17 protein-coding genes and 2 pseudogenes are annotated in these 18,895 nt (G+C 67.2%); 8 read left to right on the top strand and 11 right to left on the bottom strand.

The annotated features are described in order from the left end of the window. Positions 1-2 precede the first annotated feature (2 nt). The 7 genes from ABEG18_RS03365 to ABEG18_RS03335 all read right to left on the bottom strand — a co-directional run bounded on the left by ABEG18_RS03365 (position 3) and on the right by ABEG18_RS03335 (position 6,787). Positions 3-2,933, bottom strand: coding sequence for a formate dehydrogenase subunit alpha (locus ABEG18_RS03365; RefSeq protein WP_406856685.1), 2,931 nt, complete (start codon positions 2,931-2,933; stop codon positions 3-5). Positions 2,934-2,945: 12 nt separating this feature from the next. After that, positions 2,946-3,158 (bottom strand): twin-arginine translocation signal domain-containing protein, encoded by a 213-nt coding sequence (locus tag ABEG18_RS03360; protein ID WP_406856684.1) that lies wholly within the window; start codon positions 3,156-3,158, stop codon positions 2,946-2,948. Positions 3,159-3,161: 3 nt separating this feature from the next. Beyond that, positions 3,162-3,806: a molecular chaperone gene (locus ABEG18_RS03355; RefSeq protein ID WP_406856683.1), complete on the bottom strand. Its 645-nt coding sequence runs from the start codon at positions 3,804-3,806 to the stop codon at positions 3,162-3,164. 97 nt (positions 3,807-3,903) lie between these two features. Then, a complete protein-coding gene (locus ABEG18_RS03350) occupies positions 3,904-4,545 on the bottom strand; it encodes a DUF3306 domain-containing protein (protein ID WP_406856682.1) in 642 nt (213 codons plus the stop codon). After that, positions 4,532-5,041 (bottom strand): DUF3305 domain-containing protein, encoded by a 510-nt coding sequence (locus ABEG18_RS03345; RefSeq protein ID WP_406856681.1) that lies wholly within the window; start codon positions 5,039-5,041, stop codon positions 4,532-4,534. The genes ABEG18_RS03350 and ABEG18_RS03345 overlap by 14 nt, the downstream gene beginning before the upstream one ends. Further along, positions 5,022-6,074, bottom strand: coding sequence for a DUF6352 family protein (locus ABEG18_RS03340; RefSeq protein ID WP_406856680.1), 1,053 nt, complete (start codon positions 6,072-6,074; stop codon positions 5,022-5,024). The genes ABEG18_RS03345 and ABEG18_RS03340 overlap by 20 nt, the downstream gene beginning before the upstream one ends. A 2-nt stretch (positions 6,075-6,076) precedes the next feature. Then, positions 6,077-6,787: a biotin/lipoate--protein ligase family protein gene (locus ABEG18_RS03335; protein ID WP_406856679.1), complete on the bottom strand. Its 711-nt coding sequence runs from the start codon at positions 6,785-6,787 to the stop codon at positions 6,077-6,079. A 163-nt stretch (positions 6,788-6,950) separates the two neighbouring features. On the opposite strand from ABEG18_RS03335, the gene ABEG18_RS03330 reads away from it, so the two are divergent. Continuing rightward, complete coding sequence (locus tag ABEG18_RS03330; RefSeq protein WP_406856678.1) at positions 6,951-8,939, top strand: 4Fe-4S dicluster domain-containing protein; 1,989 nt, start codon at positions 6,951-6,953, stop codon at positions 8,937-8,939. Here the strand turns inward: ABEG18_RS03330 and ABEG18_RS03325 are convergent. Then, positions 8,902-10,083 carry a c-type cytochrome gene (locus ABEG18_RS03325; protein WP_406856677.1) on the bottom strand — a complete coding sequence of 394 codons (1,182 nt, stop codon included), beginning with the start codon at positions 10,081-10,083 and terminating at the stop codon, positions 8,902-8,904. The two genes, ABEG18_RS03330 and ABEG18_RS03325, sit on opposite strands and share 38 nt — an antisense overlap. 593 nt (positions 10,084-10,676) lie before the next feature. Here ABEG18_RS03325 and ABEG18_RS03320 point away from each other — a divergent pair. From ABEG18_RS03320 to ABEG18_RS03300, 5 genes and pseudogenes are all read left to right on the top strand, one after another. Further along, the gene (locus ABEG18_RS03320) at positions 10,677-11,252 is read left to right on the top strand and encodes a hypothetical protein (protein ID WP_406856676.1); all 576 of its coding nucleotides are present in this window, start codon (positions 10,677-10,679) and stop codon (positions 11,250-11,252) included. 684 nt (positions 11,253-11,936) lie between these two features. Next, positions 11,937-12,335: a MarR family winged helix-turn-helix transcriptional regulator gene (locus ABEG18_RS03315; protein WP_406856675.1), complete on the top strand. Its 399-nt coding sequence runs from the start codon at positions 11,937-11,939 to the stop codon at positions 12,333-12,335. Between the two features lie 91 nt (positions 12,336-12,426). Then, a pseudogene (locus tag ABEG18_RS03310) lies at positions 12,427-13,702 on the top strand (MFS transporter). A gap of 176 nt (positions 13,703-13,878) precedes the next feature. After that, positions 13,879-15,204: an MATE family efflux transporter gene (locus ABEG18_RS03305; RefSeq protein ID WP_406856674.1), complete on the top strand. Its 1,326-nt coding sequence runs from the start codon at positions 13,879-13,881 to the stop codon at positions 15,202-15,204. A gap of 754 nt (positions 15,205-15,958) precedes the next feature. After that, positions 15,959-16,208 (top strand): annotated as a pseudogene (locus tag ABEG18_RS03300) (helix-turn-helix domain-containing protein); the annotation flags it as partial. 27 nt (positions 16,209-16,235) lie between these two features. Here ABEG18_RS03300 and ABEG18_RS03295 read toward each other — a convergent pair. From ABEG18_RS03295 to ABEG18_RS03285, 3 genes are all read right to left on the bottom strand, one after another. Further along, positions 16,236-16,697 (bottom strand): CBS domain-containing protein, encoded by a 462-nt coding sequence (locus ABEG18_RS03295; protein WP_406856673.1) that lies wholly within the window; start codon positions 16,695-16,697, stop codon positions 16,236-16,238. Between the two features lie 315 nt (positions 16,698-17,012). Then, positions 17,013-17,303, bottom strand: a complete 291-nt coding sequence (locus tag ABEG18_RS03290) for a hypothetical protein (protein ID WP_406856672.1) — start codon at positions 17,301-17,303, stop codon at positions 17,013-17,015. A 152-nt stretch (positions 17,304-17,455) separates the two neighbouring features. Continuing rightward, the gene (locus ABEG18_RS03285; protein ID WP_406856671.1) at positions 17,456-17,986 is read right to left on the bottom strand and encodes a hypothetical protein; all 531 of its coding nucleotides are present in this window, start codon (positions 17,984-17,986) and stop codon (positions 17,456-17,458) included. Positions 17,987-18,075: 89 nt separating this feature from the next. Here ABEG18_RS03285 and ABEG18_RS03280 point away from each other — a divergent pair, with 89 nt between their 5' ends. Next, complete coding sequence (locus tag ABEG18_RS03280) at positions 18,076-18,321, top strand: hypothetical protein (RefSeq protein ID WP_406856670.1); 246 nt, start codon at positions 18,076-18,078, stop codon at positions 18,319-18,321. 89 nt (positions 18,322-18,410) lie between these two features. After that, a complete protein-coding gene (locus tag ABEG18_RS03275; protein WP_406856669.1) occupies positions 18,411-18,875 on the top strand; it encodes a lipocalin-like domain-containing protein in 465 nt (154 codons plus the stop codon). Positions 18,876-18,895: the final 20 nt, after the last annotated feature.

Genomic DNA, 18,895 nt, shown 5'->3' with positions numbered 1-18,895 from the left:
CCTCAAGCCGGCCGGATCTGGCACAAGGTGACCTTGGTTTCCTGCATGCCCGTCACCGGGTCGAAACCGTAGGTCGTCAGCGTGTTGACGCTTTCGCCCAGCACCACCGGGTCAGTTCCAGCCGGGTAGCGCGTGCGGTGATCCTCGCCCTGGTACCAGCCGGAAAAATGGAAAGGCATCCAGGCGACGCCCCGGCCGACGCGGTCCGTGACAAGGGCTTTCACGCGTGTCCTGGCCCCGTTCTCGGCCCCGAGCACCCAGACCCACTGGCCGTCCTTGACGCTGCGCTCTGCCGCGTCCGCCGTGCTGATCTCCACGAACATGTCCTGCTGGAGTTCGGCTAGCCACGGATTGGACCGGGTTTCCTCGCCCCCGCCCTCAAATTCCACGATGCGTCCGGAGGAGAGAATGATCGGGAACTCCTTCGCCACCCCTCGGTCGACGGCCGATTTCTGGACCGTGAAGCCGGCGTTCATGATGCGGAACTGCCGCTCGTCCGGTCGCGTCGGATACTTGGCTACGAGCTCCGGCCGCGGCGAGTAGATCGGCTCGCGGTGCACCGGCACTGGGTCGGGCAGGTTCCACGCGACCACGCGGGCCTTGGCGTTGCCGTAGTGCATGACGCCGTGATCGAGGCAGACGCGCTGGATTCCGCCTGAGAGGTCCGTGGCCCAGCTGACCGTGTCAACATTGCCGCCGCCCACCCGCTGGATCACTGCCAACTCGTCGGCCGTGAGGTCGCGGTCCCAACCGAGCTTCTTCAGAACCGCCATCGTGAACTCGGGGTAGCCGTCCGTCAGCTCCGATCCAAGCGAATAGGAATCCTCCGCCAGCAGCGTCTGTCCGTTTCGTTCCGTCCCGAAACGAGCGCGGAAGGTGCCCCCGCCGTCTTTCACGTGCAGGTTGGTGTTGTACAGGATGGCGCTTCCCGGGTGCCTGATCTCCGGCTTGCCCCAGCAGGGCCATGGCAGCCCGTAGTAGTCGCCGCCGACTTCGGGGGCGTCCTTCGGGGCGCGCAGCGTGACCAGGTCGAACTTCGCTTGGTTGCGCATGTGCGCCTTGAGGCGCTCGGGCGACTGCCCGCAATAGCCGGTCGACCATCCGCCCCGGTTGATCTCCCGCAGCAGATCTTCCGGGGACGGCCGGTTGTTCTCGACCTTGATGTGCTTGAACATGTCGTCGGCGAAGCCGAGCTTCTTCGCCAGCAGGTACATCACCTCATAGTCGTCCTTGGACTCGAAGGCCGGCTTGACGATCTGCTCGCCCCACTGGAGCGACCTGTTTGAGGCGGTGCGGGACCCGTCCGTCTCCAGCGAGGTCGCGATCGGCAGCAGGTACGTGTTCTCCTTGCGGTCGCCGATCGCCGCGAAGGTGGTGGGGTGCGGGTCCATCACCACCATGAGCTCAAGCTTCGCGAGCCCCTTGAGCATCTCGGGCATGCGGGTGACGGTGTTGCCCCCGTGACCCATCACGATCATCGCGCGCAGGTTGGTCCGCTGGTCTACATCCTCTTCCGGAGCGGTCACCGCGTCGAACCACCGGGTCGAGGTAATCCCGGGGGTCTCCATGTTATCCTTGCGGGTGCGGGCGGGACGTCCCGCCTTGGCCGGAACTTCGTCGAAGCGGTCGCGAAGCCAGTCGTAGCTCACGTCCCAAACGCGCGCCCAATGCTTCCAGGCGCCTTCCGTGAGGCCGTAGTAGAGCGGCAGGGTCGTGATATCGAGACCGAGGTCCGTCGCCCCCTGGACGTTGGTGTGGCCGCGGAAGATGTTGGCTCCGGTCCCGGGCTTCCCGACATTGCCGGTGGCCAGGCAGGCGGTGCAGAAGGCCCGCACGTTGGCGGTGCCGACGGTGTGCTGGGTCGCTCCCATGCACCAGATGATCGTCGCAGGCTTCTCCGTTGCGAACTTCCGGGCGACCTCCTTCAGCTGCGCCTCCGGGACGCCGGTGACGCGCTCGACTTCGTCCGGGGTCCAGCGGGCCACCTCCTTGCGGACCTCGTCCATGCCGTAGACGCGCGTGCGTATGAATTCCTTGTCTTCCCAGCCGTTCTGGAAGACATGCCACAGCAGACCCCAGACGAGCGGGATGTCGGTTCCCGACCGGAAGCGCACGTAGTGCGTCGCGTGCGCGGCCGTGCGGGTAAAGCGCGGGTCCATGACGATCATGTTGCCGCGGTTGATCTCCTTGGAGGCTAGCAGGTGCTGCATGGCGACCGGATGCGCCTCGGCTGCGTTGCTACCGATAAACACCATCGTCTTGGCGTTGCGGATATCGTTGTAGGAGTTGGTCTGGGCGCCGTAGCCCCAGGTGTTCGCCACGCCGGCGACCGTCGTGCTGTGGCAGATGCGGGCCTGGTGGTCGACCGAGTTGGTTCCCCAGAAGGCGGCGAGCTTGCGCAGCAGATAGGATGCTTCGTTCGTGAACTTGGCGGAGCCAAGCCAGTACACGGCGTCCGCGCCGGCCTGCTGGCGAATGGTGAGGATCTTGTCGCCGATCTCGTTGATCGCATCGTCCCAGGAGATCCGGCGCCACTCCCCCCCGGACATCTTCATGGGGTACTTCAGACGCCGGTCACTGTGAACGACCTCTCGGATGGCCGCGCCCTTGGCGCAATGCGAACCACGGTTGATCGGGCTGTCCCACGAGGGCTCCTGGCCGATCCACACCCCGTTCTGGACTTCTGCAGTGACAGTGCAGCCGACCGAACAGTGGGTGCAGATGTTCTTGCGAATCTCGACCGGCGCCCCTGCGCTCGCGGGAGGGCCCGCCTGCGCCTCACGAATGGTCCCAAGCGGCAGATCGCCAAGCGCCGCCACCCCCCCGAGCAAGAGGGAGCGCTCGAGGAAATTGCGCCGGTCGAGGCCGGCTGCGCCGGATTCAGGGCTGGGCGCCCCCGCCGGGCGCCGGACCGTGGTAGCTCGCCTGGTCAACACGGGGCGGCCTCACTTTTTCAGGGTTTCGTAGCCGTTGACGCGGTAGTACGCCTTCACGTGGTCGGTTTCGCGGTACCGGCCGCGCATCTCCTTCGACCCCGGGTCATAGGCTCCGGCCGGTTGCGTGGCGCCGACCGTGGCGGCCGCCCCGAGCGCCAGGGTGCCGCCGCTCAGCCCCTTCAGCAGCCCCCGGCGGCTCAGGCCGGGTCGCGTCTTCGCCATGGCTTACACCTCCGCGTCTGCAGGCTCCGGGATCGCGAACCGGAATGCCTCGGCTTCGATCTGGAAGAACAGGCGGCCGACCTTGGCGACTCTGCGGTAGAACTGCGCCTGCTCCGCCCGGCCGAGATCGTCGAAGAAGTGCGGAGCCCAGGGCTCCAAGTGCCGCTCGAACATCGTCCGCTGCAGGCGGTCGCCCAGAGGCGCGCGCAGGACGAGGCGGCTCATGATTTCGCAGAGCACGCCGATGTGGTCCTCGGGCTCGACGCAGCCGTGGCAGCGCTGCAGCCCGGCCGCCGCGAGATCCTGACGGAGGCGCGCGAGGGGGCGCTCCTGGAGGAAGCCCGTGAGGTAATAGGAGGCGTATGGGACGAGCGCGCCGCGCCCGACGCCGACGAAGAGTTCGAAATGCTCGCGCTCGACGTCGTCGGGCGCGCACGCCGCGGCAGCGGCCGCGAGCTCGTCATGCGCCTGCCCGAGTTCGTTCGGGCCGCCGCCGAGCCGCGCCAGCCGGCCCAGCAGCTCCGCGTCCGGCGAGGTCAAAAGAAGGGTGGAGAGCAGCGCGTATTCCCGCGCCCGCGCCGAGCCGATCTCGGCCAACAGGTCGGGCTCCGTCGAGGGAACAAGACGATCCTGCGAGTGGTCTCGCATGCCAGTCTCCCCGCCCCGAGCCCCAGCTGACGGCTGTTGCTCAAAGATTAGGCTACGCCCTTACCGGGAACTTGCAAGCGCCGAAAGCTGAACTCTGTCAGGACGAAAACCGTGGTTTCGCGCCGCCATGGCGTCGAATGGGGGCGAGGAGAGGTTTGGGTCCCGGCGAGGAGCCCGGGGCGGGGCCGCCGCCGGCGGCCGACTCCGGCACGGCGTCAGGCCGGGCGGCCTGGCGCTCGTCCCCGGGTTCCATGCGAGGACCGTCCTCGGCCACGCCCGGCGGGTCGGCTCCGCGGCTCGGGTCCGGCGCCGTCCCGCGTTCCGCGTCCCGGGGCGCCGCCAGGGCGCCCGCCAGGCGCGTGATCGCCTGGGCCGGACCGAAGCCGGGGACGGCGCCGGGGCGGTTGAAGTCCCAGGCGTAATCGGCCGGGCCGACAAAGTCGCGGATCGCCGGGTCGAGGCTCCATAGGCGGCGCAGGGCCTCCGTTCGCAGACCTGACGAGACCCCGGGATGCAGGAAGACGGAGAAGTCGCTCTCCGGGGTCAGCGTATCCACAGGCGGCAACGGCGGCGGCTCCCCCGGCTTTCGGCCGTCCCCGCCGGGCTCGGGCGGCTGCGGATTTTGGGCTTGCTCCCCGTCGTCGGCGGGACGCGCGTCGACCCCGCCCCGCTTGCGGCGTGACCAGCGGGCCAAGAAGCGCTCAGGGTCACGCGCGGGCCCGTCCTCAACGCCGGTCATGGCGCCCTCCCCCGGGCGGCCCCGCGGGGCCTTGGCCAGATGCGCTTCGGTCGCGTTGCCGCTTGAAGAAGGGACGCTCGACGTGGTGCTCCGCCACAAAGCTCCTGACCCGCTCCTCGACCCATGCAGGCATCGCGACCGTCTCGACCAGGTTGGTCCCGGCCTCCGTCATGGCCTCTCCCTCGGCGGGATCGGCGGTGAGCATCATCAGCCGGACGCCGGGCGGCTCGGGGCAGTCCCGCAGCACCGTCCACAGCCTCGGCTCCCGAGTGGCGAGGTTGTCGCGGTAGGAGCCCGTCTCCGAGGAATGCAGCTCGATCCCGATCTCGCCGGCAAAGAAGGTCGTCGCGCCGTCCTCATGGGCCAGGGGCGTCCAGGGGGCGGCCGCCGCTCCAGGCGGCAGCACGGCAAAGGGCCGCCAGGCGACCCCGCCCCAGGGACCGACAAGAAGGCGGCGCTCGACGATCAGCGCGGCGTCAAGGATCAGGGCGGCCATCGGCCTCCTCCGGTTGACGGTCCAGCAAAGGCAAGCCCGTGATCAGGTTCTGCGGCCTGATTCGCAGCACCTTCGTGTCGTCCATGCCCAGGATGAGCCAAATCGGCTGTCCCGCCATCCTGGGCAGGACGCGCGTCCAGTCGCTCAGATCGAGCCGGAAGAGGCCCAGCACCGTCGCCGGGTCGACCGCCTCGCCGCGCCACGCGGCCTCGCATATGGCGACGCCGGCCGCGTTCAGGCCAATGGACCAGCGCCAGACGGGATCGTCGATGGCGCGCACCGGCCTGATCGAGACGTCGAGCCGCAGCAGGTGGCGCAGCCAGCTCGTCATCGCCGTCGCGAGGGCGCCGTGGCCGGGCCCGCCCGGCTCGAACGGAAGGGCGAAATCAAAGGCGTCGCTGCGAGCGAGGTAGCGACGCTCGTCGTTCTCTCCGAGCACGTCGAGCTCCGTCTCGGGCGCGTCCAGCAACATGCGCGCCAACGGCGAGGCGCCGTGGGCCGCTTCCCTCACCGATACCAGCTCATCGTCCGCCAGCAGCACGCCGCCCGCATGGAAGGCGATCCGCTGCGGGCGGAACAGGAGCTCCGCGGCCCGCAGCACCAAGGGCGACCGGTCCGTGTCGAGCGCGCCACGCAGGATGATCTGGGCCCACTGGTCGAGAAAGAGCGAGGCGGCGCCCCCCTGCGTGACCGCAGCCAGATAGGCGCCCTCAACGCAGCCCGCAGTCACGAGACGATCGCGATGTGTCAGCATCACCGCCCAGTTCTCCCGAGCGTCCTCGTCCTGAATGGCGTCGACCTCGGCCGGCGCGACCGGCCGCCGGGGGTCGCCGGCGAGCAGCGAGGCGTGCAGGGCGCGCTCGGCCGGGCACGCGTCGACCGGCGGCGCCAGTTCGGGGCGGGCGAGGTAGAGCTTCAGGAACTCGTCGGTCACCACCGCCCAGCCCGTCTCTTCCCGATCGAGCATCTGGTGACCGCTGGAGATCCAGAAGTCGTCTCGGCTGCAGGCTCGGTTGGCGATTGAAGCGCTCACCGTCAAAGCCATCCCGAAAGCTCCCGTTCACGCCACGACGGGGTCGCCAGCGCGGCCGCCAGGGACCCGCTACCTTGCCAGGCCACCGCGTCTGGGGCGCCACCGTGGCTGGCGCGGTGGTCGACAGCCTCGGAGCGACCGGAGAGACGCGGCGTATAGCGGCGCAGCGAGCCTGCCGGTCCGAAATCACTCCACTCGTGCAGTGCGAGCAGGAAGAAGCGGGCGAAGCGCGCCACAAAGTCGCGGTGGTCGCCCAGCACCGCGCCGAGTTCCTCCAAAGAGCCGAGACCGGGCCTGGCGCCAGGCTCCTCGGCGCCGATGCTGACGCGCCGCACGGTCGCGCCGAAAACCAGCCACTCGGGCCGGTCGTCCTCGGCGCACGACTGCGGCCACCCAAGCCGGGCGCCGCCGACCAATGCGCCGTCGAGCAGGATTCGATCGGGCCAGCGGAAGCACACCGGCGCCTCCGGCGGGGCGCAGGAGGAGACCGCGTCTGCAAGCGCGTTCATGCCCGCATAGAAGCACGTCCGGGCAAGACGGAGGGGATGCTCCGGCTCCAACACGACGGCGAAGTCGACGAGGTCGAACCGCCCCACCTGGAACAGCGTCCCCGCCCCTTCCGCGGCCGCGACGCGGCAAGCCTGCGAGAATGCCTCGTGAACTTCCCGCAGGACCACGGGCCGAAACACCGGGGGAAGTTCCGCGCTGTCCATCCGGCACCTTCCGGGACGTCCGCTGGACCGCATCTTCCAATTATGATTGGCTCCCGTAAAGCACTTGGCGAGGCCAATCATGCCGCAGACAGGTCGCCGCATCGCGCTGGTCTGTTCGTGCGAGAAGACCATGCCCGATTTCGGGCCCGCGGCGGCGCGGGCCATGCCGGACGCGCGGGTGATCGGCGGCGATTGTTTTTGCGCCGCCGAGCAGGACCGGGTCCGCGAGGCGCTCGCCACCGGCCGTCCGGTCACCATCGGATGCACCCAGTACGCGGCCCTGTTCCGCGACATCGCCCGCGAGCTGGGTTATGCGGGCGAGATGCGCTTCGCCAACATCCGCGAAGCCGCCGGCTGGTCGGACGAGGCGGAACTGGCCGGCCCCAAGGCCGCCGCGCTGCTGGATGCCGCGCCAGCCGCGTCGCAGGAGGAGATGGCGGCACTGGCGCCCGTGGAGCTTGCGAGCGACGGCGTGCTGCTGGTCTACGGCCGGGACGAGCGCGCCATCGAGGCGGGCCTTACCCTCTCGGACCGCCTCGACGTCACCGTGCTGCTCACCGGCGACCAGGACGTCAGCCCGCCGCAAGCCTGGGACTTCCCCGTGGTCCGGGGCCTCGTCCGAAACGCCACAGGCCATCTCGGCGCCTTCGACCTGACGGTGGACGGCTTCGCGGAGCCGCGGCCGTCCTCTCGTGTCGCCCTCCAGTTCGGGACCGGGCGGGATAACGCGGTGTCACGCTGCGGGATAATCATCGACCTGTCGGGGCGACCGCCCCTGTTCCCCGCTCACGACCTCCGCGACGGCTACTTGCGGGCCGACCCCGGCGACCCAGTCGGGGTGCGGGAGGCGGTGGCCGCCGCAGCGCGGCTTACGGGCGAGTTCACCAAGCCCCGCTACGTGGCCGTGACTCCGTCCCTGTGCGCGCATTCTCGGTCGAGGATCACGGGCTGCACCCGGTGCCTCGACCTGTGCCCGACCGGCGCAATTCGGCCCGCGGGCGACCACGTCGCTGTCGATCCTCTCGCGTGCGGCGGCTGCGGCGACTGCGCCGCAGCCTGCCCCACAGGCGCTGTCGCATACGCCGCACCGCCTGCGGAGACGGCCTTGCGTAACGTGAGACGGGTCCTCGACACCTTTCGGCGCGCCGGCGGGCGGGCCCCGGTGATCCTGTATTACGCGGAGCAGGACGGGGCCGCCGTCATCGACGCGCTCGCCCGCTTTGGCCGGGGCCTGCCCGCCCGCGTGCTGCCGGTCCCGGTCACATCCGTGCACCGCCTGGGCGTCGAGTTCTGGTGCTCGCCCCTGCTGTGGGGCGCCGCAGCGGTGCGAGCCTGGTCCCGCGAGCGCCCGGCCCATCCGCTGGATGGCCTCCGGGCGACCCTGGGCGTCGTTGAGGCGCTGACATCCGCGCTAGGGCTGCCCGAGGCCTGCGGCCTGATCGCGACTGACGACCCGGAGGCGCTGCGCGATGCCCTCGACGCGGCGCCGCGCTCGGGCGCCACTCGCATCTCGGGTTTCGACCCGATGCCGGAAAAGCGACGCCTGTTCGCGGCCATGCTCTTCGACCTGCGCGCGGTCGCCCCGTCGCCCGTCGACATCGTCTCCGTGCCGGCGGGCGCCGCGTTCGGCGGGCTCCAGCTGGACCGGGAGGCGTGCACGCTGTGCCTCTCCTGCGTCTCGGCGTGCCCCACCAGCGCCCTGGGCGACTCGGCTGAGAGGCCTGCCCTCTTTTTTGCCGAGGACGCCTGCGTCCAGTGCGGGCTGTGCGCGGCGACCTGCCCGGAGCGGGCTATCACCCTCGTTCCCCGGGTCAGCTTCGCCGCCCAGGGCGCCCCACGCGTCCTGCTGAAGGATGAGGAGCCGTTCTGCTGTATCAGCTGCGGCAAGCCGTTCGGGACCCGCAGCTCCATCGAGCGCGTTGTGGCCAAGCTCTCCGGACACTGGATGTACAGCGGCCCGAACAGCGCCCGCCTTGACGTGCTTCGCATGTGCGAGGACTGCCGGGTCCAAGCCGTGATGAATGAGGGGTTGGACCCGCATAATCCGCGCCCAGCTCCGCGCACAGCGGACGACTACCGGGCGCCACCTCTGGCAGAGAATGGCGAACAAGCCCTTAGCGCGGTTTCGTCGCCTCCTCCAGGAAGCGAATGAGGTCCGCGCGGTCCCGTTCGTCGACAAGCTTCTGATCCGGCATCTTGGTCCCCGGGATGAAAGCGGCGGGACCGATCTCGAAGAGCCGAGCGACGGTTTCGGCGGTCCACATCAAGTCTCGGCGACCGAGAGCTGCGGAGTAGACGTATCCGTTCGCCGTACCTGCGCGACGCCCGAACAGCCCGTAGAGGGTGGGCCCCGCCCGGTTGCCGGGATCCGGCCCGAGACTGTGACAGGCGCGGCACGGCGCGAACACGCGGGCGCTCTCGCCCCCGGTAGTGGCGGCAGCCGCCTGCCCACCGTCACTCCCGTCCAGCAGGCGCGCTCCGGATGCCAGGTCCCAGGTCACAACGGGGCCACGGCTCGTTCCTGCCAGCAAACGCGGCGGCGACGCCAGGAACGCCAAGGCCCAGACAGGGCCCTGCGCCGGCGCGAAGGACCGGATCACTCGCAGCGATGGCGCCTGCAGCAACGCCACGCTGCCATCCGCGCCTCCGGCGGCCAGCAGCCCGTCGCCCGACGCGGCGAGCGCGGTGGCGGGGGCGTCAAGGAGCTGGGCCTCGCCGAGGTTTCGCCCGCTTGCATCAATCAGCCGGATTGAGCCGTCCGCTCCTGCCAGAGCAACCGCGCCGCCCAAAACCGCTGCCGCGTTGATTGCGGCTGGACTGGCGAAAATGACCCAGCCGGACTCCCTGCCGCTTGCCCAAACCCGCACTGTCCCGTCCGCCCCGGCGCTCACCACGTCGCCACCGGGCAGGAAACCGACCGCGTTGACGTTCCCCGCGTGGCCGCGCAGGACCGATAGGGGCGAGCCGTCGCCGGCCCATAGCCGAACGGTCCCGTCCCAGGACGCCGAAGCGATCCGCCCGTCTTCGGCGACGGCCAGCGCCACAACCGGGCCAGCATGCCCGTCGAGGACCCGGTCGGGCTGCTCGCGGGCCGCTGTCCACAGCGCCACAAGCCCGTCCTGGCCTGCGGTGATGAACCGGGTCTGGCTTAGGAAGGCCGTGGCGTTTACCTGTCCGGCGTGGAAACGCAGCGCCTGACGAGCCTCGCCGGACGAGACGTCCCAAAGGATGGCCGAGCCGTCGAAGCTTCCCGTGAGGGCGGAGTGGCTGGACGGCTCCGTGGCGACGGACCGCACGGGTCCTCCGTGGCCCCTTAGGTCTGCAAAGGCCGGAACCATCGACGTCAGCAGCACGTTTAAGACGAGGTACCCGTGCTTAATCATTGGCGGCTCCTAGTTTGGAAGATTGGCGGCGCCCCGCCCAACTGCCTCCGGCTCGTAACCCCAATGTGGCTCTCCGACATTGACGTTTTGAGCCAGCGCGCGTCGCTCTCAGCCAGAGAACCGGGCCGTCCACCGAAACCGGCGCCGCCCCATTCACACGTCTGCCGGTGCTCACGCCTGGGGCCTCTTTTGGATCTGAAGGCCGGGATTCAGCGGACATGCCAGCCGCTCCTGTCGGCGTTAGTGTTCATGGGTGAACCGAAGCGACTTGCCCGTTGTCGCGCCGGGCCCGGTCACAGCAACTTCGAACGGCTGTGCGTGAACTCCCTCCGGAGCCACGCCTTCGGCTGCAGGACCGGACCGCACGAGGGAAGAGTGTCGCTTCGGTTTTGACCGCGCATCGTGCGAGTCGTATCGTCTATGCAATCGCGGTGGGCTCACTGCCGTTCGCCCCTTTGGCGGTCTGAGCTCCTCAAATCCAGGTCAGCCCCTGAAGGGAGCGCGCTATGGATCCGGCCGCCGGTTTCGTCACGGCCGAGATGCTGGACGGCTTCGAAGCGAGCGCCGGCCAGATCGCGCTCAGCCTCGTGCTCATGATGTGCCTGGTGGCGACTTTCGGCCTCTCCGGCGCTGCGCTGGGGTCGCTGCTGGGGGCGGCGGTTTTTTTTGCCGCCTCGCTGCTCACCCGCCCCGTGCCCCTACGCCAGAGTTTGCCCTGGTCGGATCCCGTAACGGTCCTGATCCTCGGAGCTTGGGCGGCAGTTCTGACCCGCTCCTTCGTTGCCAGGATGTCCGAGGATCAGGAGATCCTGCCGCCGCGGGCTGGGTTTTTCGGCGTGGTCGTCCCGGCCTGGATGACGATTTCGGCTCTCAGGGCCATCGCTGCCACGATCGAAACAGGGTCTTTGTCGTGGGGCGCCATGCTCGGTTGCGGGTTGGCCAGCCTTCTCTTCGGCGGGCTGATTTTCGCGTCCGCCCTGCTGTGCGCCGGCGCGAGGCCGCCCGCCTTCGTCCGAGCAGGCCTTCCCGCGGCATTCGTGACGGCATGCGCGACTGTGGCGCTGACCGGCCTGCTTTCCTGACAGTCACACGAGAGCGGCTCCGCCCGTCTCCACGGCGTCCTCCAGCAGTTAGCACGCTCAGGTCAGCCGGAGTTGGGGCACGCCTCGCGACCCGGCCCGCCGGCTTCCGTCCGATTACCACGAAGACGTGCAACGACTTTGGAAACGCGCAGGCGTCGCGCCGCTTGAGACTGTGCATCAGCTGCGCTCTGCCCTGAAATCGCGCGGTGCCGTCTTCGTGCGTGGGATGGGGTCTTCGGGGGGTCGCCGGCGATCGCCGGACTGATCTCCAAGCCTGCTCGCGTTCGGGCCGTACCCGTTCGAGAAGCTGAACCCAGCTGGCTCGACCAGAGGCGCGCAGCCTACCCCACCCACCCTTCACCAGCCTCACTCGCGGCCAAGGTCCGGGAGCCAAGCTTGCAAAGCCGCCGAGCACCGTCCGATTCACCGCTCGCTTGAACGGAACCGAGCGCCTCGACCTCCGCAGGATCGGCCCAGCGCCAGTCCTCGAACTCCCGATCTCCTCTGTCCAGATCGACTTCCTGCTCAGCGCCGAAGAACCGCATCAGGTCGCGGCCAGCACCTCGGCGCTGGTCTGGTGAGGCGGGACCCGCAGCCACTCTTAAGCTGGGCAGCAACTGCCAGGCGCTGATTCAGCCTGCAGCACAATTTGACAAACACCGTTTACGGGTATATGCCCGCTTCATGTCGCTTCCCTGTCACTGCCTTCAGCTGAGAAAGGCGACCCGAAAGATCGGGGCGCGGTACGATGCGGCGCTCGCACCAGCGGGGATCAACATCGCTCAGTACTCCCTGCTTCGCACCGTCGAGAGGCACCAGCCGATCAGTTTGACTGACCTCGGGCGCTCTCTCGAACTCGACCGCTCGACGATGGGACGCAACGTCCGGGTGGTGGAGAAGCTCGGCCTCGTCGAGCTGGGGCGAGGCCAGGACCAGCGCGAAGCGACGGTTTCGTTGAGCGAGCGCGGAAGCGAGGCGCTGCGCGCGGCGGAGCCGCTATGGGCGCGCTGCCAGGATGAGATCGCAAAGCGCCTCGGGGCTGAGCGTCTCGGAATGCTCGCCGAGCTGAAGACTCTCCTCTGATTATTTCGCCCCGAAACGGGCATCTACCCGTAAACAGGACCGAGATCATGGCTGCAGCACCTTCTCTCTCTCTCCGAAAGATACGCCGGCCGTGTTCTTCCGGCGTCGCGGCGTCCACTACGGATGGGTGGTCGCGAGCGTCACCTTCCTGACGATGCTGGTGACGGCCGGAGCCGTGGGCGCGCCGGGCGTTCTAATCGGCCCGCTTCAAACGGAGTTCGGCTGGTCCACCTCAGACATTTCGTCCGCCTTCGCGATCCGGCTCGTGCTTTTCGGGCTGCTCGGACCGTTCGCGGCCGCCTTCATGAACCGGTTCGGCATCAGGCGCGTCGCCGCAGTGGCGCTGACGCTAATTGGAGCTGGCGTTCTTTGCTCACTTTGGATGACGACGCTTTGGCAGCTCTTCCTGCTCTGGGGCGTCATCGTCGGCTTGGGCACTGGACTGACGGCGATGGTGCTGGGCGCGACTGTCGCGACGCGCTGGTTTTCGGCCCGGCGCGGTCTCGTGGTGGGCCTCCTCACGGCCAGCACGGCGACGGGCCAGCTGGTCTTCCTGCCGCTGCTCGCCGGTCTGACCCAATCGCTGGGCTGGCGCAGCGCGCTTGGACTCGTGCTGGCCATGTTGCTGGTCGCGACGGTCGCGGTGCTCGTCTTCATGCGCGACCGCCCGTCGGACCTCGGCCTCGCGCCCTATGGCGCCGCCGACCCGGCCCCCCACCCCCGCGCCGGCGCAGCTCTCCTTCGGGGCGATGCTGGCTTCTCCGCTCGTCGCCCTCAAGGAAGCCGCGCGCACGCCCACCTTCTGGGTCCTGTTCGGCAGCTTCTTCGTCTGCGGGGCCAGCACGAACGGGTTGGTGCAGACGCATTTCGTCTCGCTCTGCGGCGATTTCGGCATCCTTCCGGTAGCGGCAGCCGGCATGCTGGCCGCCATCGGCGTGTTCGATTTCGCCGGGACAGTCGGTTCGGGCTGGCTGTCGGACCGCCTTGACAGCCGGACACTTCTGTTCTGGTACTACGGGCTGCGCGGCTTTTCGCTGATCTACCTGCCCTTCACCTAGTTCAGCTTCTACGAGCTCTCGATCTTCGCAGTCTTCTACGGGCTCGACTGGGTGGCGACCGTGCCGCCGACCGTGAAGCTCACGGCCGACCGGTTCGGCGAGCGGGCCAACCTCGTCTTCGGCTGGATCTTCGCCGGGCACCAGCTCGGGGCCGCTTTCGCCGCCTGGGGCGCCGGGTTCAGCCGCACGGCCTATCAAAGCTACCTGCCAGCCTTCTTCATCGCCGGCGTGCTCTGCCTAGTGGCCGCAATGGCCGTCGTCGCCATCCGCGAACAGCGGCCGACCACGCTCCAGCAGGTCCCGGCCTGAGAGCCGCTTTCAAACCTCCGGAGACCTCCCATGAAGGACGGACATTTCGGCCGCGCCGGCCTGCGCGCATCGAAGATCGCGCTCCCTGGGTCTTCTTGACCATGCGGCCCCTCATCGCCAGGCCTGCTCCCGTGCGCGCTTCCGATGCAAAGCCGGTGGATGCGCGCACCCGGCGCATGCTAGAAGCGCCCGTGCTGCCGGTCCTGGCTCAACTCGCCTGGCCCAACGTCCTGATCATGCTGGCGCAAGCCTCGAGCGGGCTGATCGAGACCTGGTGGATCGCGAAGCTGGGCACCGACGCGTTGGCCGGCATGGCGCTGGTCTTTCCCGCCGTGATGCTCATGACGACGATCTCGGCCGGAGCGCTGGGAGGCGGGATCTCGTCGGCCGTGGCGCGGACCCTCGGCGCTGGACGGAGAGATGACGCCGACGCGCTCGTGCTTCACGCGGTCGTCATCAACCTGGTGCTCGGCCTCACCTTCTCGGCTGTTTTCCTCCTTTTCGGCCGATCGATCTACGGCTTGCTCGGCGGCTCCGGCGGGGAGCTGGAGGCGGCGCTGGTCTATTCGAACACGGTTTTCACCGGCAACGTCTTCCTCTGGCTGATGAACGGGCTCGCAAGCGTCATCCGGGGCACCGGCAACATGATCTTCCCCGCAGCGGTGATCTGCGTGGGCGTGGAGCTGCTGATCCCGATCTCGCCGCTGCTGATCTTCGGCTTCGGGCCCATTCCGGCCTTTGGCGTCGCCGGCGGCGGCATTGCGCTCGTCATCTACTACGCAGCCGGAACGGCGGCGCTGGCCTGGCACGTTCTCTCCGGCCGAAACGCCGTCAGCTGGCGCATGGGAAGGCTGCGCGTCGCCCAGCTCGCCAGCATCCTGCGCGTTGGCGCCCTCTCGGCGCTTCAATCCATTCAGACCAACTTCATCATCGCGGGAGCGACAGCTCTCGTCGCGGCGCACGCAGGCGTGCAGGCTGTCGCGGGTTTTGGGACCGGGGTGCGGCTGGAATACCTGCTGATTCCGCTGATCTTCGGCATCGGCGCGCCGATGGTCGCCATGGTGGGCACGAATATCGGCGCTGGCGACCGGGCCCGGGCCTTGCACATCGCGATGGCCGGGGCCTGCATGGCCTTCGTGGTGACCGAGACGATCGGGGCGGCGGCCGCGCTCTCCCCGGAAGCCTGGCTGCGCCTCTTCAGCGCAGACGCCGCGATGATTGAGGCCGGCAGCGCCTATCTACGCATCGTCGGGCCGTTCTACGGCTTCTTCGGCCTCGGGCTCGCGCTCTACTTCGCCTCACAGGGGGCCGGACAGTTGCTCTGGCCCCTCATCGCCGGGCTCGTGCGCCTCGTCGTCGCACTGGGCGTGGGATGGCTCGCCTTGAGGCTCACCGGCTCCCTGTCGGCTTTCTTCGCGGTGCTGTCCCTTGCGCTGGTGCTCTATGGCGCAACGGTCTTCTGGGCAGTGCGACGCGGCGCCTGGTTGGAAGGCAAGGTGTAGAGATTCGCTGCAGTGGATCGACCCCGCGATCTGCTCGACCTGGTCGGCCCCGTGTTTGCGGGCGTTCCGCGCGTACGGAACGAGGTCCTCCACGGGCCAGCGCGTCACCTTGTCGGCGGGCCCCTGGGCAGCCGAATTTGAGCGCTGAGCAGGCTTTTTGGTCATAGCGTTTCCAAAACAAAATGCGATTTTCGGAATCCGGAATACGCTGAAATATCGGGGGGCGGCGTCCCCCGCACCCGGTCGCGCCCGCGAAAGGTACCTAACGCACGCCCCCCCGGGGGGACACGTCCGGTTCAGCTCAGTCGCTGCGAAGCCGCTGTGAACAGATCCGATCCGGTTCGGGAGACCGGTTGAATCCCGGCGCCTCTCACTGTTCCAGTTACGTTCTTTTTTTGGGGGCCCCGGACCATGCGCAGCACGAATGAGAGCGGGGATGCTCAGTCGTACCCTACTGAGCAAGACATCGACGCGGTGCTTTCGGAGTTTGAGGGCGACCCGAGGGCCGCCATCCGCGCACTCTTGCAGGATCTCGCAACGCTGGCCGATGACCGAGAGGCGAGCGTTTCGTCGGGCTTTGTGCGTGGTCGCAGGCTTTTCGTTATGGGCCGAAGCGTCTAAGCGGGCGCTAGAGCGGAAGCCGAGCTGAGTGAATCGGTCATTCCCAAATCAGCGGGGTTCTGATTCAGACGGCGTGCCGGGACGGAGGCCGGCAGGCATGTCGAAAGCTCCGTCTCTGGATCTTTAGGTTCGGGTGCTCGCGGCGGTGGCACAGGGGCTGACACACCGCGAAGCGGGCGAGCGGTTTGGGGTGAGCGCGGCGAGCGTCAGCCGCTGGCGTCAGCGAGAGCGCGAGCAAGGTGCCCCTCGGCCAAAAGCGCTAGCAAAAGCAGATTTCACTCTCTTTTCACGCTCTCGGAGATCAAGCCCGCCCGGAGATCAAGGCCGGCTTTGCTGAGCAGGGCGTAGCCGTGGGCATCGGCACGCTTTGGCGGTTCTTTCGCCTACTCTCACCATGAGCGCGGGCGTCGTCAGCCGCAAAGGCCAGATACGTACTCCACTAGATATCTCGCTTCGTACTCAGCTTCTCTCCGAAGATATGTCAGCGCATCCTTGGCGCATAAAATTCCAATTGCGCGCCCCTCCCCGTCCAAGACTGGCAAATGGCGCAAATGAAGGGCGCTCATCTTGCCCCACACATGCTCAAGAAAATCTTCTGGACGGCAGGTGACAACATTCTTTGTCATCGCAGAATCTACTGAGATCTCACACTGAAATTGACCACGGATGCATTTTGTTTTGTCGGCGTCAGCGACCGCACGAATAATATCACTATCTGTAAGTATACCGACGACTTTCTCCTCGTTATCGAACACGACAACTGCGTTGATGTGATCAAGAAGGAGGAGCCGTCCAGCTTTCATGAGATTGTCTTTCTCATGAACGGCAGCAAGCCTCTCTCTTATTTCTGGTACGATCTGCCCGATCAGCATGGCGGCCTCCGACAGAAACCGCACAACAACCGTGTATATATTACTCCTGTCTGCCAATTTGGCAATTGAAAGCATGACTGCGGTCGAGTTCGGTGGGCCACGCGAACGACTTTGGGTGCCGCTTCGCGTCGTCCCTCCGTCAAAGGGAGAGCCGCGACAACCCGCAGGTTCCCGCCGCCCAGTTCGAAGCAACTTGGCCGCTTCCCCTGGCGAGGAGCGCCCCGGCCGCCCGAGAACCGGTGATGGAGGATCGCCCGGCGGCGGACGCAGGCGACCTAGCAGAGTGGCGAAATCAGGTGCGACGCAGCGGAAGCATCAAGGGCGATCGGTTCGTCTCGCGACTGTGGCTAATATTCGTGGGTCGGCCTTAACTCGCTCTGTCCGCATTCTCCAGACCGAGTGTTCCTCGTCTGAAATCGCCTGATTGATTCCGCTCGCCTTGAACGGCTGTCCGCTGGACGGCAACACGTAGAGATGAAGGCGAACCCGCCCATCGGGGGCCGGATCGAGCACCTGCGTGACGATGGCGGCGTGCTCGTGCTGCCCGCCCATCTCGTGCTCGCTGCGGTAGAGGACCGTGTCGCAGATGTTTGGGCTGTCGCTCATCGATGAGTTCCTCTCTGTGCTTCCGACTCAGCCCAGGCGCGCCACGGCCCACACGATGCCGGTGCAAAGGCCAGCAACCGTGATCCGGCCAGCAGCGACGCCCAGGGCGATGCATTTCACGCACGCCATGCTCGTCCAACCTTTCGTTTGGGTCAGTCCGGAAGAAAGCGGGCGATCATTTTCCCGACCTGATCGGTCAGTCGGGGCGCTATGGCCTCGAACGTGTGCCGCGATTCACCCTTGACGATCTCACGGGCGATGTTGGGTCCAAACACCTGCCTGATCGGATGGCGCGCTCCGCCCTCGCGCTTGAAGACCTTGGCGCCATACCGGCCAACGATGAACGTGTGCGGGAATAGCCGTCGTACGTTCCGGGGCCGGGCCGACGCACCCTCGGCGCCCTGCTTGGCTGCAAACAGGTTCAGATTGGTTTCCTCGCCGCTGGCCCGGAGCTCGTAGGTCAGCCGGCTCGTGGAGGCCCGTATGGTCCGGGTCGCCTTCTCTATCTGCGAGTACTTGATCCCGGTCTGGCGGATGAGGGCTCGCTTGATTTGCGTCCGCCCCTTGTCGCCCTCGCGGTTCAGCGCGTCCCGGAGAGCGACGGGACCGTTGGTGCCGATGGCGGAAAGCTGGTTGGCGTACCGCGACAGGATCTGATCGCGTGCTGAAAGCTCAATGTGCATGTGCTACGCCCCCCGCCCGGACTTCAACAGGCTTGTCGAAATCGCTTAGCCGGGTAGCATCTCGTCCTTCACCCAACGGGAGGGAAGCCATGCGCTACCTGCTGATTGAGGCCCACAGGGGTGACTTCCTCTTCGACTACAACAAGCTCGCCCCCGGTTTGTTTGACCCCGCGGAGATCGTGCGGCTCGAGCCGGGTTCCGTTCGTAAAATGCTGCACCAGAAGCGTGTGTGCTACGCATGGGACCCAAGGCGGCCTCGCCGCGCTCTGGTCGAGCCCTCGGACGACCGAGAGTGCGCCGAGTTCACGCTCACGTGCCTTGTAAGGCACCATTGAACTGAGTTGACCATCCCCCTGGTCGAGGTGCGAACGGTCCACAACTGCTCTGATCGTCCCGAGACGCCCCAAGACGGCGGAGACCCTCAATGGCTCACGATGCGCCCGCCAAATCGCTCAGCCGCGACCTAATTCTCGGGAGCTGGCGGATGACCTCTTGGCTTACGAGGGACGTCGCAACCGGCGAGCGGCAGGACGCGCTGGGCCCAAATCCCCACGGCACCGTCGTATATACACCAGAGCGCGTCACATTTTTAATCGTAAAGGGAGACCGCCTAATTCCCGAGAAACTTCCGCCAGCAGACTCAGAGAAGATAGCACTGTTCGACACCATGTTCGCCTATTCTGGCACCTATACGGTTCATCCAGATCGCGTCGTCCACCACGTGGACATGAGTTGGAACGAAGCTTGGAGCGGCACAGAGCAGGTGCGGTTCTGCTCGGTCGATGGCGACACACTGACCTATACTTCGGCTCCCGCCAAAAACCCGTTTAATGGGCGTGAGGTTGTCCATGAGGTGACTTACCGACGGGAGACCCTTCCTGCCACTTAGGTGCTGCTCATTCGGGTCCT

The organism is Alsobacter sp. KACC 23698, from assembly GCF_045348435.1.
Taxonomy (GTDB): domain Bacteria; phylum Pseudomonadota; class Alphaproteobacteria; order Rhizobiales; family Beijerinckiaceae; genus Alsobacter.
This window is presented reverse-complemented; position numbering and strand designations above follow the sequence as displayed.

Bases quoted from the DNA above. Each gene is read 5' to 3' on its own strand.
- ABEG18_RS03360 (WP_406856684.1), bottom strand. From the start codon at position 3,158: ATGGCGAAGACGCGACCCGGCCTGAGCCGCCGGGGGCTGCTGAAGGGG.
- ABEG18_RS03355 (WP_406856683.1), bottom strand. From the start codon at position 3,806: ATGCGAGACCACTCGCAGGATCGTCTTGTTCCCTCGACGGAGCCCGAC.
- ABEG18_RS03350 (WP_406856682.1), bottom strand. From the start codon at position 4,545: ATGACCGGCGTTGAGGACGGGCCCGCGCGTGACCCTGAGCGCTTCTTG.
- ABEG18_RS03345 (WP_406856681.1), bottom strand. From the start codon at position 5,041: ATGGCCGCCCTGATCCTTGACGCCGCGCTGATCGTCGAGCGCCGCCTT.
- ABEG18_RS03335 (WP_406856679.1), bottom strand. From the start codon at position 6,787: ATGGACAGCGCGGAACTTCCCCCGGTGTTTCGGCCCGTGGTCCTGCGG.
- ABEG18_RS03330 (WP_406856678.1), top strand. From the start codon at position 6,951: ATGCCGGACGCGCGGGTGATCGGCGGCGATTGTTTTTGCGCCGCCGAG.
- ABEG18_RS03320 (WP_406856676.1), top strand. From the start codon at position 10,677: ATGGATCCGGCCGCCGGTTTCGTCACGGCCGAGATGCTGGACGGCTTC.
- ABEG18_RS03315 (WP_406856675.1), top strand. From the start codon at position 11,937: ATGTCGCTTCCCTGTCACTGCCTTCAGCTGAGAAAGGCGACCCGAAAG.
- ABEG18_RS03305 (WP_406856674.1), top strand. From the start codon at position 13,879: ATGCTAGAAGCGCCCGTGCTGCCGGTCCTGGCTCAACTCGCCTGGCCC.
- ABEG18_RS03295 (WP_406856673.1), bottom strand. From the start codon at position 16,697: ATGCTGATCGGGCAGATCGTACCAGAAATAAGAGAGAGGCTTGCTGCC.
- ABEG18_RS03290 (WP_406856672.1), bottom strand. From the start codon at position 17,303: ATGAGCGACAGCCCAAACATCTGCGACACGGTCCTCTACCGCAGCGAG.
- ABEG18_RS03285 (WP_406856671.1), bottom strand. From the start codon at position 17,986: ATGCACATTGAGCTTTCAGCACGCGATCAGATCCTGTCGCGGTACGCC.
- ABEG18_RS03280 (WP_406856670.1), top strand. From the start codon at position 18,076: ATGCGCTACCTGCTGATTGAGGCCCACAGGGGTGACTTCCTCTTCGAC.
- ABEG18_RS03275 (WP_406856669.1), top strand. From the start codon at position 18,411: ATGGCTCACGATGCGCCCGCCAAATCGCTCAGCCGCGACCTAATTCTC.